This is a genomic window from Synechococcus sp. A15-28 (assembly GCF_014280175.1).
GTDB lineage: Bacteria > Cyanobacteriota > Cyanobacteriia > PCC-6307 > Cyanobiaceae > Parasynechococcus.
This window is the reverse complement of the sequence record NZ_CP047931.1, coordinates 1,284,813-1,297,020: the sequence shown is the minus strand read 5'-3', so window position 1 is coordinate 1,297,020 and position 12,208 is coordinate 1,284,813. Positions and strand designations below refer to the sequence as shown.

Annotated in this window: 17 protein-coding genes; 6 read left to right on the top strand and 11 right to left on the bottom strand. The window is 60.4% G+C overall.

Annotated elements, in window-relative coordinates:
• From glk to thrS, 3 genes are all read right to left on the bottom strand, one after another.
• On the bottom strand, positions 1-1,035 hold the full coding sequence (gene glk / locus SynA1528_RS07410) for a glucokinase (protein WP_186586210.1): 1,035 nt from the start codon (positions 1,033-1,035) through the stop codon (positions 1-3).
• 68 nt (positions 1,036-1,103) lie between these two features.
• Positions 1,104-1,496, bottom strand: coding sequence for a DUF1824 family protein (locus SynA1528_RS07405; RefSeq protein ID WP_186586209.1), 393 nt, complete (start codon positions 1,494-1,496; stop codon positions 1,104-1,106).
• Positions 1,493-3,319, bottom strand: coding sequence for a threonine--tRNA ligase (thrS, locus tag SynA1528_RS07400; RefSeq protein WP_186586208.1), 1,827 nt, complete (start codon positions 3,317-3,319; stop codon positions 1,493-1,495). Before thrS ends, SynA1528_RS07405 begins: the two co-directional genes overlap by 4 nt.
• Positions 3,320-3,347: 28 nt before the next feature.
• Between thrS and SynA1528_RS07395 the strand changes: the two genes are divergently transcribed.
• Entirely contained in the window at positions 3,348-3,674 is a 327-nt protein-coding gene (locus SynA1528_RS07395) for a DUF2605 family protein (RefSeq protein WP_186586207.1), read from the top strand.
• Here the strand turns inward: SynA1528_RS07395 and SynA1528_RS07390 are convergent, their stop codons facing one another.
• The 5 genes from SynA1528_RS07390 to SynA1528_RS07370 form a co-directional block, all read right to left on the bottom strand.
• On the bottom strand, positions 3,675-4,334 hold the full coding sequence (locus SynA1528_RS07390) for a glycoside hydrolase family 24 protein (RefSeq protein ID WP_186586206.1): 660 nt from the start codon (positions 4,332-4,334) through the stop codon (positions 3,675-3,677).
• Positions 4,335-4,566: 232 nt separating this feature from the next.
• Complete coding sequence (gene trpS, locus SynA1528_RS07385) at positions 4,567-5,580, bottom strand: tryptophan--tRNA ligase (RefSeq protein WP_186586205.1); 1,014 nt, start codon at positions 5,578-5,580, stop codon at positions 4,567-4,569.
• 3 nt (positions 5,581-5,583) lie between these two features.
• Positions 5,584-6,141, bottom strand: coding sequence for a DUF8668 family protein (locus SynA1528_RS07380; RefSeq protein WP_186586204.1), 558 nt, complete (start codon positions 6,139-6,141; stop codon positions 5,584-5,586).
• Between the two features lie 16 nt (positions 6,142-6,157).
• Entirely contained in the window at positions 6,158-6,676 is a 519-nt protein-coding gene (locus SynA1528_RS07375) for a hypothetical protein (RefSeq protein ID WP_286187772.1), read from the bottom strand.
• The gene (locus SynA1528_RS07370; protein ID WP_186586202.1) at positions 6,669-7,607 is read right to left on the bottom strand and encodes a cation diffusion facilitator family transporter; all 939 of its coding nucleotides are present in this window, start codon (positions 7,605-7,607) and stop codon (positions 6,669-6,671) included. The genes SynA1528_RS07375 and SynA1528_RS07370 overlap by 8 nt, the downstream gene beginning before the upstream one ends.
• A gap of 113 nt (positions 7,608-7,720) precedes the next feature.
• Between SynA1528_RS07370 and SynA1528_RS07365 the strand changes: the two genes are divergently transcribed.
• Both SynA1528_RS07365 and psbA read left to right on the top strand, forming a co-directional pair.
• Positions 7,721-9,049, top strand: a complete 1,329-nt coding sequence (locus tag SynA1528_RS07365) for a YcjF family protein (protein WP_186586201.1) — start codon at positions 7,721-7,723, stop codon at positions 9,047-9,049.
• Between the two features lie 141 nt (positions 9,050-9,190).
• A complete protein-coding gene (gene psbA, locus SynA1528_RS07360) occupies positions 9,191-10,267 on the top strand; it encodes a photosystem II q(b) protein (protein ID WP_186586200.1) in 1,077 nt (358 codons plus the stop codon).
• Positions 10,268-10,535: 268 nt separating this feature from the next.
• Here the strand turns inward: psbA and SynA1528_RS07355 are convergent, their stop codons facing one another.
• Complete coding sequence (locus tag SynA1528_RS07355; protein WP_186586199.1) at positions 10,536-10,808, bottom strand: galactose oxidase; 273 nt, start codon at positions 10,806-10,808, stop codon at positions 10,536-10,538.
• 54 nt (positions 10,809-10,862) lie between these two features.
• Here SynA1528_RS07355 and SynA1528_RS07350 point away from each other — a divergent pair, with 54 nt between their 5' ends.
• The 3 genes from SynA1528_RS07350 (at position 10,863) to SynA1528_RS07345 (ending at position 11,458) form a co-directional block, all read left to right on the top strand.
• Positions 10,863-11,060, top strand: a complete 198-nt coding sequence (locus SynA1528_RS07350) for a hypothetical protein (RefSeq protein WP_186586198.1) — start codon at positions 10,863-10,865, stop codon at positions 11,058-11,060.
• A gap of 125 nt (positions 11,061-11,185) precedes the next feature.
• Positions 11,186-11,296, top strand: a complete 111-nt coding sequence (locus SynA1528_RS13365) for a DUF8642 family protein (protein WP_502707743.1) — start codon at positions 11,186-11,188, stop codon at positions 11,294-11,296.
• 6 nt (positions 11,297-11,302) lie between these two features.
• The gene (locus SynA1528_RS07345; RefSeq protein WP_186586197.1) at positions 11,303-11,458 is read left to right on the top strand and encodes a hypothetical protein; all 156 of its coding nucleotides are present in this window, start codon (positions 11,303-11,305) and stop codon (positions 11,456-11,458) included.
• Here the strand turns inward: SynA1528_RS07345 and SynA1528_RS07340 are convergent.
• The gene (locus SynA1528_RS07340; RefSeq protein WP_186586196.1) at positions 11,412-11,945 is read right to left on the bottom strand and encodes a hemagglutinin; all 534 of its coding nucleotides are present in this window, start codon (positions 11,943-11,945) and stop codon (positions 11,412-11,414) included. The genes SynA1528_RS07345 and SynA1528_RS07340 overlap by 47 nt on opposite strands.
• A gap of 69 nt (positions 11,946-12,014) precedes the next feature.
• Positions 12,015-12,197 (bottom strand): PM-15 family protein, encoded by a 183-nt coding sequence (locus tag SynA1528_RS07335; RefSeq protein ID WP_186586195.1) that lies wholly within the window; start codon positions 12,195-12,197, stop codon positions 12,015-12,017.
• Positions 12,198-12,208 lie beyond the last annotated feature (11 nt).

Below are 12,208 nucleotides of genomic sequence, written 5' to 3'. Positions count from 1 at the left end.
TCAGGCCAGTGTCCCACCCGACTCCGCCAACATCCGTGCTCGACAGGCAGAGCTAAACAGACCGGCCTCCGGATCGATCACAGCGGTGACCTTCAGACCGCTGATGAACTCTTCAAACCGACCTTTGTCTCGCATCGCCTCAAGGAACAGAGGGGATTGCAGTCCCTTGAGTTGTTTGGAGGCTGTGCCGCCTCCCACCCAAAGTCCACCGCTGCAGAGTTCCTGCAGGGCGAGATCGCCCGTTGCCGAGCCGTAGGCCGATAGCCAGAGGTCAAGGGCGCGGCGCATCAGAGGGTCTCCCTCTTCAGCCGCCACGGACACATGCGCCGGCAGGTCACTTGCCATATTCCGCCGCCAGGCCTCAGCTACAGATCGGAGGGGATGGGATTGGCCCCCTGGTTGCTGCAACATCCAGTGGGCGATATGGCCAAGCCCTGTGCCGCTCACCACCCGCTCGATCGACAGGCGGTCGACTCCCAGGTCTTCCTTCAGCCAGCAGGCCAGTTGCCACTCCTCGTCGCTGCGTGGTGCGAATTCGCGATGGCCCCCCTCGCTCGACAGAGCCATGAGCCCACTGCTGGTTTGGACACCCCGAGCCATGCCAAGGCCGGTCCCGGCGCCAAGGATGGCCAGAGGACCTTGATCCTGGTGACCGTCCTGCAACACCACCTGCTGATAGTCCTCGAAGTGAGGCAAGCCGTAGATCAGTACGCCGAAATCATTCACGAGCTCCAGTTGCTGCATTTCTGCAGCAGCAGCCAGATCCTCTTCTTGCAGCTGCCAGGGAAGGTTGGTGATCCGTGCCTGCCGGTTGCGAACCGGTCCTGCCACCGCGATGCAGCCATGGGTTGGCGCATGAACGTCCTTGGGACGTTCCTCCACGAACGCATGAAGCATGGGCTCCAGCGACGGCCAATCCGCCGAGACAAACCGTTGCTGGTGGCGCTTGGTCAGCCTGTTGTCCTCCAGGTCATAGAGAGCCAGAAGGGTCTTCGTCCCCCCCATGTCGCCGGCGAGAAGAGTCGGACGGGGCATTGATCAAGGGATGGAGCTACCACTCAGGCTGCGAACAATCCCGATGAAGGGCAACGACCGATGGCTGTTCAGAAAAAATCCAACGGCAGCGGTCCCCAGGTGGTGCTGGGAGTGTTCTCGTCATCGCCGTGACCGCTGATGAGAATCCCTTCACCGAGGCCGTGCTCGATGCGGATGCGGATCGATCCACCTTGTTGGTTTGCTTTGAGGAAGACAGGGCCGTCTTCATCGCAGCTGCTCATCAGTTTCATGGCATCCCATCCCTGGCTTCGTTCCAGCGCCCGCAGGGCTGAAAGCGCTTGGGCAGCAGATGGAGCCATGACGCCGGCGGTGAACCAACTGGCGCTGGCCATGGCCTGGTGAAGCTCGGCCCGGAGCCGGTCGGCCGTTTCGGCGGTGAGCTCCGGCGCACCGCGTAAACGGGCGAGATCGCCGAGGGACGTGATGGAGGATTCCGTCATTGGTTCAGCTCCAGGCCCGCGGCGCGCTGGCTATTGGCCGTCTGGGCTGCATTGAGCAGATCTGCCACAGCCGTGACCCCCAGATCACCGTCGCGGCGGCTGCGCAGGCTGACGGCGTTCTGTTCGGCCTCTTTGGCACCGATGACGGCCAGCACAGGAATCTTCATCTGTTCGCCGGTGCGGATCAACTTGCCGAGACGGTCGCCGCTGCGGTCGATGGTGGCGCGAACGCCTGCTTGGGTGAGCTGGTCCAGCAACTGCTCCGCGTAGGGCTGCACCTCGTCGGTGACCGGCAACAGGCGCACCTGTTCAGGAGCCAGCCAGAAGGGGTAATCGCCGGCGTAGTTCTCGGTCATGATCCCGAAGAACCGTTCCAGCGAGCCGAAGATGGCGCGGTGGATCATGATCGGCCGCTGCTTGCTGCCATCAGCGGCGATGAAGTCGAGCTCGAACCGTTCCGGCAGGTTGAAATCCAGCTGTATGGTGGAGCACTGCCACATCCGGCCGATGGCGTCTTCGATCTTGAGATCGATCTTGGGGCCGTAGAAAGCGCCGCCGCCCTCGTCAATCTTGTAAGCCCAGCCCTTGCGCTCCAGCGCTTCGATCAGGCCCTTGGTGGCCAGGTCCCACACGGCGTCATCCCCGATTGATTTCTCCGGTCGGGTGGAGAGGTTGATTTCGTAGTTGTTGAAATCGAAGGTGGAGAGGATGCGCTCGGTGAGATCAAGGATGCGCAGGATCTCATCACTGATCTGTTCAGGAAGACAGAACACGTGGGCGTCGTCCTGGGTGAAGCCGCGCACCCGCATCAAGCCATGCATCACGCCGGGGCGCTCGTAGCGATACACCGTTCCCAGCTCCGCCCAGCGGATCGGCAGCTCTCGATAGCTGCGCAGTTTGCTGGCGTAGGTGAGCACGTGGAACGGGCAGTTCATTGGCTTGAGCTGGTATTCCCGCTCGTCCACCTCCATCGGGCCGAACATGCTTTCGGCGTAGAAGTCGAGGTGGCCTGAGGTTTTCCAGAGGCTGATGTCCGCCACGTGGGGGGTGTAGAGCAGCTCGTAACCGCCTTCGAAGTGGGCCTGGCGCCAGAAGTCCTCGATCAGCAGACGCATGCGTGAGCCGCGGGGGTGCCAGAACACCAGCCCGGCACCGGCTTCGTCCTCGATCGAAAAGAGGTCGAGATCCTTGCCGATGCGGCGGTGATCCCGGCGCAACGCCTCTTCTTTGCGGCGTTTGTGCTCGGCCAGCTGTTCGGGGGTTTCCCAGGCGGTGCCGTAGATCCGCTGCAGTTGGGCTTTGGTTTCATCGCCGCGCCAGTAGGCACCTGCCACGCTTTCCAGCTCGAATGCCTTGGCGTTGAGTTGACCGGTGTGCTCCACGTGGGGGCCGGCGCAGAGGTCCCACCACTCCTCACCCAGGGTGTAAAGGGTGATTGGCTCTTGCAGTCCTTCGAGAATCTCGAGCTTGTAGGGCTCGTTCTGGGTCTTGATCTTTGCCTCGGCTTCGCTGCGGCTCACCTCCACCCGTTCCAGCGGGAGCTTCCTGTTGATGATCTTGATCATCGACTTTTTGATCGCCTTCAGATCGGCTTCCGTGAAGGGATCGGGATTGTCGAAGTCGTAATAGAAACCGTTTTCGGTCCAGGGGCCGATGGTGACGCGTGCCTTGGGAAACAACTGCTGCACCGCCATGGCCATCACATGGCTCATGGAGTGGCGGATCTTCAGCAGCTGCTCATTTTCGCTGGTTTTGGGCAGAACGACGGGTGCTGAGGACATGACGGCCGCGCTGCTCACCAGTTTCCGGTCAGGGTCCGTCATCTTATGGGCCGTTGTTCAGTCGAACGTCATGACAGCCGGTGATGCTCCTCTCAAACAAGACGCCGGCGCTCTGATGGAGTCGCTGCTGATCTCGTTGCTGGATGACTTTGACCACTGGTTCCAGCGTGGCGAGCAGCTGCTGCAGGACTGTCCTGCCTCTGTTCTCAGTCACGACAATCAGTGTGCCTTTCGAGAGCGTCTTCTGGAAGGGCAACGCGCCGTTGCGGCGACGCGTGCCCTGATGAAGGCCTCGTCACAGCCGATGACCGTCTCCATGGAAGCAATGACGCCATTGCACGGCCTGGTCACGGAGGTGTGGGGCTTGGCCGCCAGGATCGGGCGTGCCAGCAGCTGATCAGGTTTCGCGTTGGGCTCTGAGTTGCCTCAGATTCCTGGCGTAGAAGCTCGCCAGTTCATGGTGGCTTTTGACGGGCTGGCCGTAGGCCGAACGACCCGAGCGGGTGGGGAAGGAAGCCCACTCCGGTGCCAGTTGCGCCATGGCTGCCGTCGTCAGGCCGCGGCTGTCGATTTCCTGCAGTGCTCCGCGTCGCTTGACCAGATGCAGTGCTGCCTGGTCCTGATGCTTCGGTTCGAAACTGTTGAGGCGCAGTTCCTTGGCCAGTCCTTTCCAGGTTGTGGGTAGAAATTGATACGCACCAGCTGCAGCGCTGGAGTAACGCTTCACCACGACCTTCTCCGGATGATGGGACAGGTCCTGAAAGCGGCCCCCGCCGTAAAGGGTGCGATAGCCCTTGTCTTCACCGTTGGTCCAGGTGCCCTCGGCGTAGCGGATGGTGTTGAGCAGAGCGCGACGTTCGGGAGTCATCCGGTAAGGGCCTTGCTCTTGATCATGCGCAAGGAGTGCCCGTTTCAATTCAGGAATCTTTCGGTTGCCAAGATTGGTGGCTGTGGCAACCGGTGATGCCCCGGCACAGAGAAGAACCCCACAAAACAGAGGGGCGGACAGAGACAACAACGCTGACCGCTCTGTGCTGTGAAGGAACTGCTGAGGCACTCAGGTCAAAAGAAGGAGCGACCAAACTGATGGAAGGACAGGGTCGGATACGAGAGGGACCCTAGAGGCCTTGACGATCTCATGAAAGTGTGTCTAAGCCGTCAGTGCGAGGGCTTGTGACACGTGAGACGCGCTGCCGCCGGTGCTGTTTGGGGGGATCCCGGGCTTGAGGGAATGGTTGCTTGTTGGAGCTGATCTGATCAGCTGGGCTGATTACTTCGGCAGTGTGATATCAGCTGCGCTTGGCAAAGCCTAAGGCGTTTCTCACTCTTTCCAGGGTTTCGGTGGCCACCGATTCCGCTTGATCGCGTCCCTTCTCCAGCACGCGATCGAGCTCCATGCGATCTGCCATCAGCTCTCTGTGGCGTGTCTGAATCGGCTCCAGAGCGGCCACGGCAGCCTCTGCCAGAAGAGGTTTGAACTGGCCCCATCCCATCTCGGCACATTCCTGAGCTGCTGCGTCGCGGCCCTTGCCGCTGAGGATGGCGTAGAGGCCGAGGAGATTGTCTGTTTCAGGACGATCGGGATTGCCGAATTCAAGTCCTCTCTCTGGATCGGTCTTCGCCCGTTTGATCTTCTTTGTGATGAGTTCGGGCGGGTCCAGCAGGGTGATGCGGCTGCCCTCGTTCGGGTCGCTCTTGCTCATCTTGCTGCGACCGTCCGAAAGGCTCATCACCCGGGCGCCCTCCATGAGGATGAGGGGTTTGGGCACCTTCAACACCGGTTGGTCCTCGCTTCCAAAGCGAGCGTTAATCCTCTGCTGGGCGATGTCGCGCGCCAGTTCCAGGTGTTGTTTCTGATCTTCCCCGACCGGCACGAGATCGGCGTCGTAGAGAAGGATGTCTGCCGCCATCAACACGGGGTAATCCAGGAGGCCAACAGACACGTTGTCCCCCTGTTTGACAGCCTTTTCCTTGAACTGGATCATCCGCTCAAGCCAGTTGAGCGGAGTCACGCAATTCAGCAGCCAGCAGAGCTCGCTGTGGGCAGCAACCTGGCTTTGGATGAAGATGGAGCAGCGGTCAGGATCCATGCCGCAGGCCAGATACAGCGCCGCGGTGTTGAGGGTGTCTTCAGCAAGCTGTGCCGGGTCGTGGGGAACGGTGATGGCGTGAAGATCCACGACGCAGACAAAGGTGTCGTGGCTCTCCTGGAGATCAACCCAGTTGCGAATCGCTCCCAGCCAGTTGCCGAGGTGCAGGGCACCGGTCGGCTGCACTCCAGAGAGAACCCTCGGTCTCCCCATGGATCAGGCCTCAGGGGCTGCTTCCTTGGACTCCTCCTCGCTGGGAAGGTCCATCGGAGTTTCGTCCGAGGGGTCTGCGGGGGCAGCATCGGCGGTGGATTCCGGCTCTGGCTCTGGTGTTGGCTCCGGCTCTGGCTGAGGCTTGGATGGACGTGCAAAGGGGTCGGGTCGTGAACCGCGACCGGCCTGGCGATCATCATCCGAGCGTCGTCCTCGTCCACCACCATCGCGACCGCCACCATCGCGACCACCGCCGTCGCGGCGGCCACGGGGGGCCTGATTGCGCTGCTGTTCGATCAACTCATCCAGCTGACCGTCTTCAAGCATCTGCCCCAGGGTTCGCAGGGCAAAGCCCAGGACGGCGACGGTGGAGCGAAGGTTGAAGGCCTCCTGAAGTGCCCGGGCGGAACGCATTTCGTTTTCGCTGAGGCGGATGCGGAAGCCGCCGCCTTCGCGGTTGCCACCACCACGGCCACCACGGGCACCGCCTCGTCCACCCTGGCCGCGGACATCGTCGCCTTGAGCCCCTTGCTGTTGGGGTTCACCGTAGGAATCACTCATGGCCCATGGCCTGGAATCAGGCGCAAGTGTGCCGCATCGGCGGTGTGCTGTCCGAAACCCAGTGCAGCTGATGATCTGTCGCTGCTCCAGCTCGGGGCAGCACCAGCATCGGAATGGTGGTGATTCCTGATTCGATCGATTGCCTGTAGCGACTGATCAACGCGAGATAGCGCTGCATGGTCCAGTCGTGTTGTCGCTCCTGTTGACTGGCCCAGAACCGTTGCAGTGCAGTGCGGCATGCATCGTCGCCAAATTCCTGCCAGCACTGCTCCTGAGCCTGCTGTGGTGACCATCCCTGCGCCACCAGTTCGCGGTAACGCGCCAGTTCCGGTGCGTCTTCGCGACCGTCGGGAGGTAGCCAGCGGTGCAGATCTCCCAACGGAATCATTTCCAGACGAAGCCAGCAGCGCTGTCGGATCAGGACAGGGAGCTGCCATGACCAGGCCAGGGAGCTGCGCACGTCGCTAAGCAGGTTCTGGAGTGCCTGCCGTTGTCGACCGGTCAGCCCGTCCAGTGGATTGTCCGGATCAACCATGGGTGCCTGTGTAGGTGATCCCGTCCTCCACATAATCCTTGGGTTCCAGATGAATCGTGCAGCGCACCGGTCCGAAGACGCGATCGAGTCGCTCCTCCACCAGTTCGGTGATGCGATGGGCTGTGGATAGGTCGTTGGTTTCCACCACCATGTGCATGTCGATGAACACCTGCTGACCCAGAACCCCGCGACTGGCGATGTCGTGACAGTTGATCACCCCGGCCACCGCCATGGCTTCCCGGTGGATTGATTCGGGCGCGATGGCGATGTGATCCACCAGCCAGGGCAGGGTGCGGCGCAGGACCTGCCAGCACACCCGGATCAGGAGGAGTGCCATCGGAATCGCCAGGGCGATGTCCAGCCATGAGACCTGCAGCCACAGGGCGCCCGCCATGCCAAGCAACACCACAACGGTGGTCCACACGTCGCTGGCGGCATGCTGGGCATCGGCCTTGAGCAACGCGCTTTTCAGGCGTCGGCCCTCCCGGTGCTCATAGCCCGCCAGCAGGAGGTTGAAGCCCAGCACGAGCACCAGCAGCATCAACTCCTGCCCGCCGACGCGGATCGGCGGGAGTCCCTCCAACAACCGTTCCCCGGAGCGCAGCAGGATTTCCAGCGCCGTGAACAGGATGAATCCGGCAATCCCCAGGGCCCCGATCGCCTCATATTTGTGATGGCCGTAGGGGTGATCCCGATCCGGTTGTGGGTCGGAGAGGTTGTTGGTGATCAACCCCGTCAGGCTGGAGAGTGCGTCCGTGGCGCTGTGCATGGCATCAGCGATCACCGCCAGTGAGCCACTGAGCACACCCACAAGCAATTTCAACAGCGACATGCTGATGTTCAGCCCGAGGGCCACCATCAGCACCCGCCGCACATCGGAACGCCGGTCACCGGACCTGCCGCCTCCTTGGCTTTCCAGGGCGATGGCCATCCATCGTTTGCAGCAACATTCATACGGTATGGAGAAGTCAACGCTCTGACCGGTCTTTCTGGTTTCTGAGCGCTCTCTGGGCTAAGACAACCACTCGAAGTCCCGGCGTTGCTTTGAAACTTCCGCTGTCGCTGGCTCCCCTCTGGCCGCCTCGCCTCGCCCTGGCAGGATCGCTTGTCCTGGCCGGTGGCGGCTTGCTGCTGGGTCAGTGGTTGGTGAGCGACCTCCTGCATGTTCCCGGCGGAGGACTGGGTCTGCTGGCCGCGGGTGCCGGGGTTGTCTGGATCGGTCGTCGCTCCAGGACCCCCCGCTTCGAGGAGCCCACCTCCGCTCAGGGATGGGTTCAGCGCTGTCGTTCCGTACTGGAGCAGTTTGAGGCTTTTGAAGGTGACAACACGGGGGGAGGGCAACAGCGGCGCCTGAGGTTGCAGCAGGTCCTGGATAGAGATGGGCCGCTGAAGCTGGCGTTGGTGTGTGTTGACGCCGCGAGTCGTCCCTCGCTGGAGTCTCTTCAGCGGGCCCTGGCCGGTTCGAAGCCTCTGGAACTGTCCTTGGCTCATCCCCTGGTGTCCCATGCCGGTGAACGGGTCTGGCCCACAGGTCTGGAGGATCAGGACCTGATCCTGTTCAGCTTGTCGGCACCCTTGATGGCGGCCGATCTCCTCTGGCTTCAGCAGCTGCCCTGTGAGCAGCCGGCATGGTTGCTGGTGCGATCGGGGCAGGGGCAATCTCCCAACGCGATTCGGAGCGAGCTGACGCTGCAGCTCGATGATCGCTGGCTGCAGCGCATGGTGGTTCTGGACAAGGAAGAGGCCAACCTGCGGAGTGCCCTTGTTCCGATTCGAAGCGAGCTTCAGAAGGCTGGGCTGACCTCTGAAACCCGCCAGCGTCTGCTTCGGAGACTGCATCAGTCCTGGCAGGCCGAACTGGAGCAGTTGCGCTGGGCCCGGTTTCAGCAACTGCAGGGCCGTACACAGTGGATCGTGGCCGGCTCGGTGTTCGCCTCGCCCCTGGCCAGCGTTGATCTCCTGGCCGTCGCGGTGGCCAATGGACTGATGATTCGTGAGATGGCCACAATCTGGGGCTCCACGGCGAAGGTGGAGCTGCTCCAGGAGGCGGCTGGCCAGTTGGCCCGCGTTGCCCTTGCCCAGGGGGTCGTCGAGTGGACGGGGCAGACCCTGCTGGGACTGGCGAAGTTGGATGGAGGCAGCTGGTTGATGGCCGGCTCCATGCAGGCCTTGAGCGCCGCTTACCTGACTCGGGTTGTGGGTCGCTCCATGGCCGATTGGTTGGCTCTGAGTGCAGGGGTCAGCGAGCCTGACCTCGCCGAGCTGCGGCAGCGGGCTCCCTTGCTGGTGGCCAAAGCAGCGGAGGAGGAACGTCTCAACTGGAACCTGTTCCTGCAGGATTCGCGCCGCTGGTTGCTTCAAGCAACTTCATGAACGCTTCATGAAGCACTTCATAAAGTTGTATTTAGTCCTGAGTCGGAATGTTGAAAAACCAGGTATTCATCACTCCTCTCCATAGTCTTGATTGACCGATCTCCTGGTCTGGAGTGAGGTTTATCCGTCTTCTTTTCTGTTATGTCCACCGCTATTCGCAGCGGACGCCAGAGCAACTGGGAAGCGTTCTGCTCCTGGGTCACAGACACGAACAACCGCATTTATGTGGGTTGGTTCGGTGTGCTGATGATTCCCTGCCTTCTGGCGGCCACCATCTGCTTCACCATCGCCTTTATCGCAGCACCCCCTGTTGATATCGACGGCATCCGCGAGCCTGTCGCTGGCTCCCTGATCTACGGCAACAACATCATCTCCGGTGCTGTTGTTCCTTCCAGCAACGCCATCGGCCTGCACTTCTATCCCATCTGGGAAGCCGCTTCTCTCGATGAGTGGCTGTACAACGGCGGCCCTTATCAGCTGGTGTGCTTCCACTTCCTGATCGGCATTTCCGCCTACATGGGCCGTCAGTGGGAACTCTCCTACCGCCTGGGCATGCGCCCCTGGATCTGCGTCGCCTACAGCGCTCCGCTGTCTGCTGCGATGGCTGTTTTCCTGGTCTACCCCTTCGGTCAGGGCTCCTTCTCCGATGGCATGCCCCTGGGCATCTCCGGCACGTTCAACTTCATGCTGGTGTTCCAGGCTGAGCACAACATCCTGATGCACCCCTTCCACATGCTGGGTGTTGCAGGTGTGTTCGGTGGCTCCCTGTTCTCCGCCATGCATGGCTCCCTGGTGACCTCCTCCCTGGTGCGTGAAACCACCGAGACCGAGTCCCAGAACTACGGCTACAAGTTCGGCCAAGAGGAAGAGACCTACAACATCGTGGCTGCCCACGGTTACTTCGGTCGCCTGATCTTCCAATACGCCTCCTTCAACAACAGCCGTAGCCTTCACTTCTTCCTGGGCGCCTGGCCTGTTGTCGGCATCTGGTTCACGTCCATGGGCGTGTCAACCATGGCTTTCAACCTGAACGGCTTCAACTTCAACCAGTCCATCCTGGATAGTCAGGGCCGCGTCCTGAACACCTGGGCTGACATGGTGAACCGTGCCGGCCTCGGTATGGAAGTGATGCACGAGCGTAACGCTCACAACTTCCCCCTCGACCTGGCTTCCGTTGAGTCCACTCCTGTGGCTCTGCAGGCTCCTGCCATCGGTTGATCTGGAATCAACCTGTTCCCTCGGGAATAGAACAAGCGATTCAGATCAACTGAATCGGAAAGCCTCCACCGCAAGGTTGGGGCTTTTTGTTGGGCCTTGCCCCAATCAGACCAGGAGTACGGCCAACTCCGACGGTCAACATGACCACGGTCACAAATCGGTCAAGGGCGTCAGGCGAGACTTGGTTTTGTTTCCGATGTCAGTAGCGGATGAAAATGTAGAAACCGTTTCTTGGGAGAGTGATGATGATGTTTCTTCAGCGCTCGAGTCAGGCAGCTTCTGGGCACCAACCAATCTCATGTTCAAGACGTTGCATCCACTGATGGCAGCGATGGTTCAGATGTGAGCCCTGGGGTAAGAGTCGTTCGTGCCGGGTGCAGGCAGGAATCGTGGTTCCGTCCTCACTCAGGGCGTGGCGGAATTGTTGGCAGGTGATGCACACCATGGCCGACCGGCTTGGGCGCAACGTTCCCGTGTTGAGGGTGGCCCAGTGCAGATCCGTTGACTTGTCCAAGGACTCATCTCGACGATAGGTACGCATGTACTACTCTGATTCCGTGGCTGCGTCAAGGTGTGGCTGCGTCAGAATTCCTCCATGACTGATCCAGCTCCAAGGCTTCAGTTCGATCTGGATGCCGACGCCATTCGTCTGTTGCACCGTTCCGTGGCTTACTACCTGGAGCGATGGCCTGGTGGTCCCGATCCGCGGGAGCAGCAGGATCTCCAGGCCCTGCAGCGGTTGCTGTACGCCGCTTTGCTGGAATGCAGCCTGCATGAGGATGGCCAGCGCTAAGAGGTCTTCATGCCTCTTCACTGAAATGCAGACAGTCAGCAGTTGCTGACGTAAAACTCAGTCAGTGATCTCTTAAATCCTTGGATTCTGAGGAGCGTCGCCGTTGGGATGCCGTCGAAGCCTGCATGGAGTGCATCACGCACTGCTCGCTTGACGACGGTTCATGCGTCACGACATGCGTGCGTGATCACCTTGGAAATGACGAAGAGCTCTGGGCCAGCAGTCTCTGCCTCTGATCCGTGATGGTTTCGTTGTTGATCGTCCTGTCGATCCTGATGGACATCTCCTGGCTGGGCTGGCGGCTGGTGATGGTTGAGCAGCAGCGTCACCCCGGTACCCGTGAGCGATTGGTCAAGCGCCTTGGACATCGCAGACGGCAACGCAGTTCCCTCCGCTGATGCTGTGATGTCGACAGATGTGGCCATCGCGCCAGGTCCACACCCAGGGTGAATTGCTTTTTGCATCGACCAGATCACGATGCTCGCTGAGCTTGACCGGGATGAATTCAGTGGCGTAGTCGAAGTCCGGATCCCGTATGGATTGGTTCAACACGAGGCTGCCGTCCTCTTCGGACACGGAGCGGTGATACGTTCCAAGGGGGATCTGTAGTGCCCCCATGGCGCGAACAAGATGAATGACGTGGTGTGGCTGATCCCATGATGGATTCAAGAGAGTGAACACCCGTTCACCGGTCAGAACCAGATTGTGGTCGATCTGATGTTTGTGGATGTAGTACTGCTCTGAGCCGTCGATATCAGGGGGTGAGGTTGCTGCACTGTGGTGCGCCACAACATCGGTGCCATTGCTTCCTGAGACACCTGCATCAAAAAAAGTGACAGCCGGCGTCTCTCGAAACACATGAATGGGAATGAAGTTCAACCGCATTTCGAAAGCCTGCTGGAATTTGTTTTGCTCGGCTCGTTCGTTCCGTGAATGTCGCTTCTGACTCCAACGTCATTTCATTGGCATACGGCATCCCATTTGAATGCTGCCTTCATCGATGAGCCGGCCCAGGCGTAGAGCGACCGCTTCTTCCGTCCGGTTGAACTCACTCTGATGCACGGTGATCCATGCCATTTCGCCTTTGGTGATCACACCAGTTGACATCGCTTCCAGGAAGAGTGTTCCGAGGGTCATGCGACTGGTTG

Bases quoted from the DNA above. Each gene is read 5' to 3' on its own strand.
- SynA1528_RS07375 (WP_286187772.1), bottom strand. From the start codon at position 6,676: ATGGTTGATCCGGACAATCCACTGGACGGGCTGACCGGTCGACAACGG.
- SynA1528_RS07395 (WP_186586207.1), top strand. From the start codon at position 3,348: ATGACAGCCGGTGATGCTCCTCTCAAACAAGACGCCGGCGCTCTGATG.
- SynA1528_RS07345 (WP_186586197.1), top strand. From the start codon at position 11,303: ATGGTTTCGTTGTTGATCGTCCTGTCGATCCTGATGGACATCTCCTGG.
- SynA1528_RS07355 (WP_186586199.1), bottom strand. From the start codon at position 10,808: ATGCGTACCTATCGTCGAGATGAGTCCTTGGACAAGTCAACGGATCTG.
- glk (WP_186586210.1), bottom strand. From the start codon at position 1,035: ATGCCCCGTCCGACTCTTCTCGCCGGCGACATGGGGGGGACGAAGACC.
- SynA1528_RS07370 (WP_186586202.1), bottom strand. From the start codon at position 7,607: ATGGCCATCGCCCTGGAAAGCCAAGGAGGCGGCAGGTCCGGTGACCGG.
- SynA1528_RS07335 (WP_186586195.1), bottom strand. From the start codon at position 12,197: ATGACCCTCGGAACACTCTTCCTGGAAGCGATGTCAACTGGTGTGATC.
- SynA1528_RS07380 (WP_186586204.1), bottom strand. From the start codon at position 6,141: ATGAGTGATTCCTACGGTGAACCCCAACAGCAAGGGGCTCAAGGCGAC.
- thrS (WP_186586208.1), bottom strand. From the start codon at position 3,319: ATGACGGACCCTGACCGGAAACTGGTGAGCAGCGCGGCCGTCATGTCC.
- SynA1528_RS13365 (WP_502707743.1), top strand. From the start codon at position 11,186: ATGGAGTGCATCACGCACTGCTCGCTTGACGACGGTTCATGCGTCACG.
- psbA (WP_186586200.1), top strand. From the start codon at position 9,191: ATGTCCACCGCTATTCGCAGCGGACGCCAGAGCAACTGGGAAGCGTTC.
- trpS (WP_186586205.1), bottom strand. From the start codon at position 5,580: ATGGGGAGACCGAGGGTTCTCTCTGGAGTGCAGCCGACCGGTGCCCTG.
- SynA1528_RS07405 (WP_186586209.1), bottom strand. From the start codon at position 1,496: ATGACGGAATCCTCCATCACGTCCCTCGGCGATCTCGCCCGTTTACGC.
- SynA1528_RS07340 (WP_186586196.1), bottom strand. From the start codon at position 11,945: ATGCGGTTGAACTTCATTCCCATTCATGTGTTTCGAGAGACGCCGGCT.
- SynA1528_RS07350 (WP_186586198.1), top strand. From the start codon at position 10,863: ATGACTGATCCAGCTCCAAGGCTTCAGTTCGATCTGGATGCCGACGCC.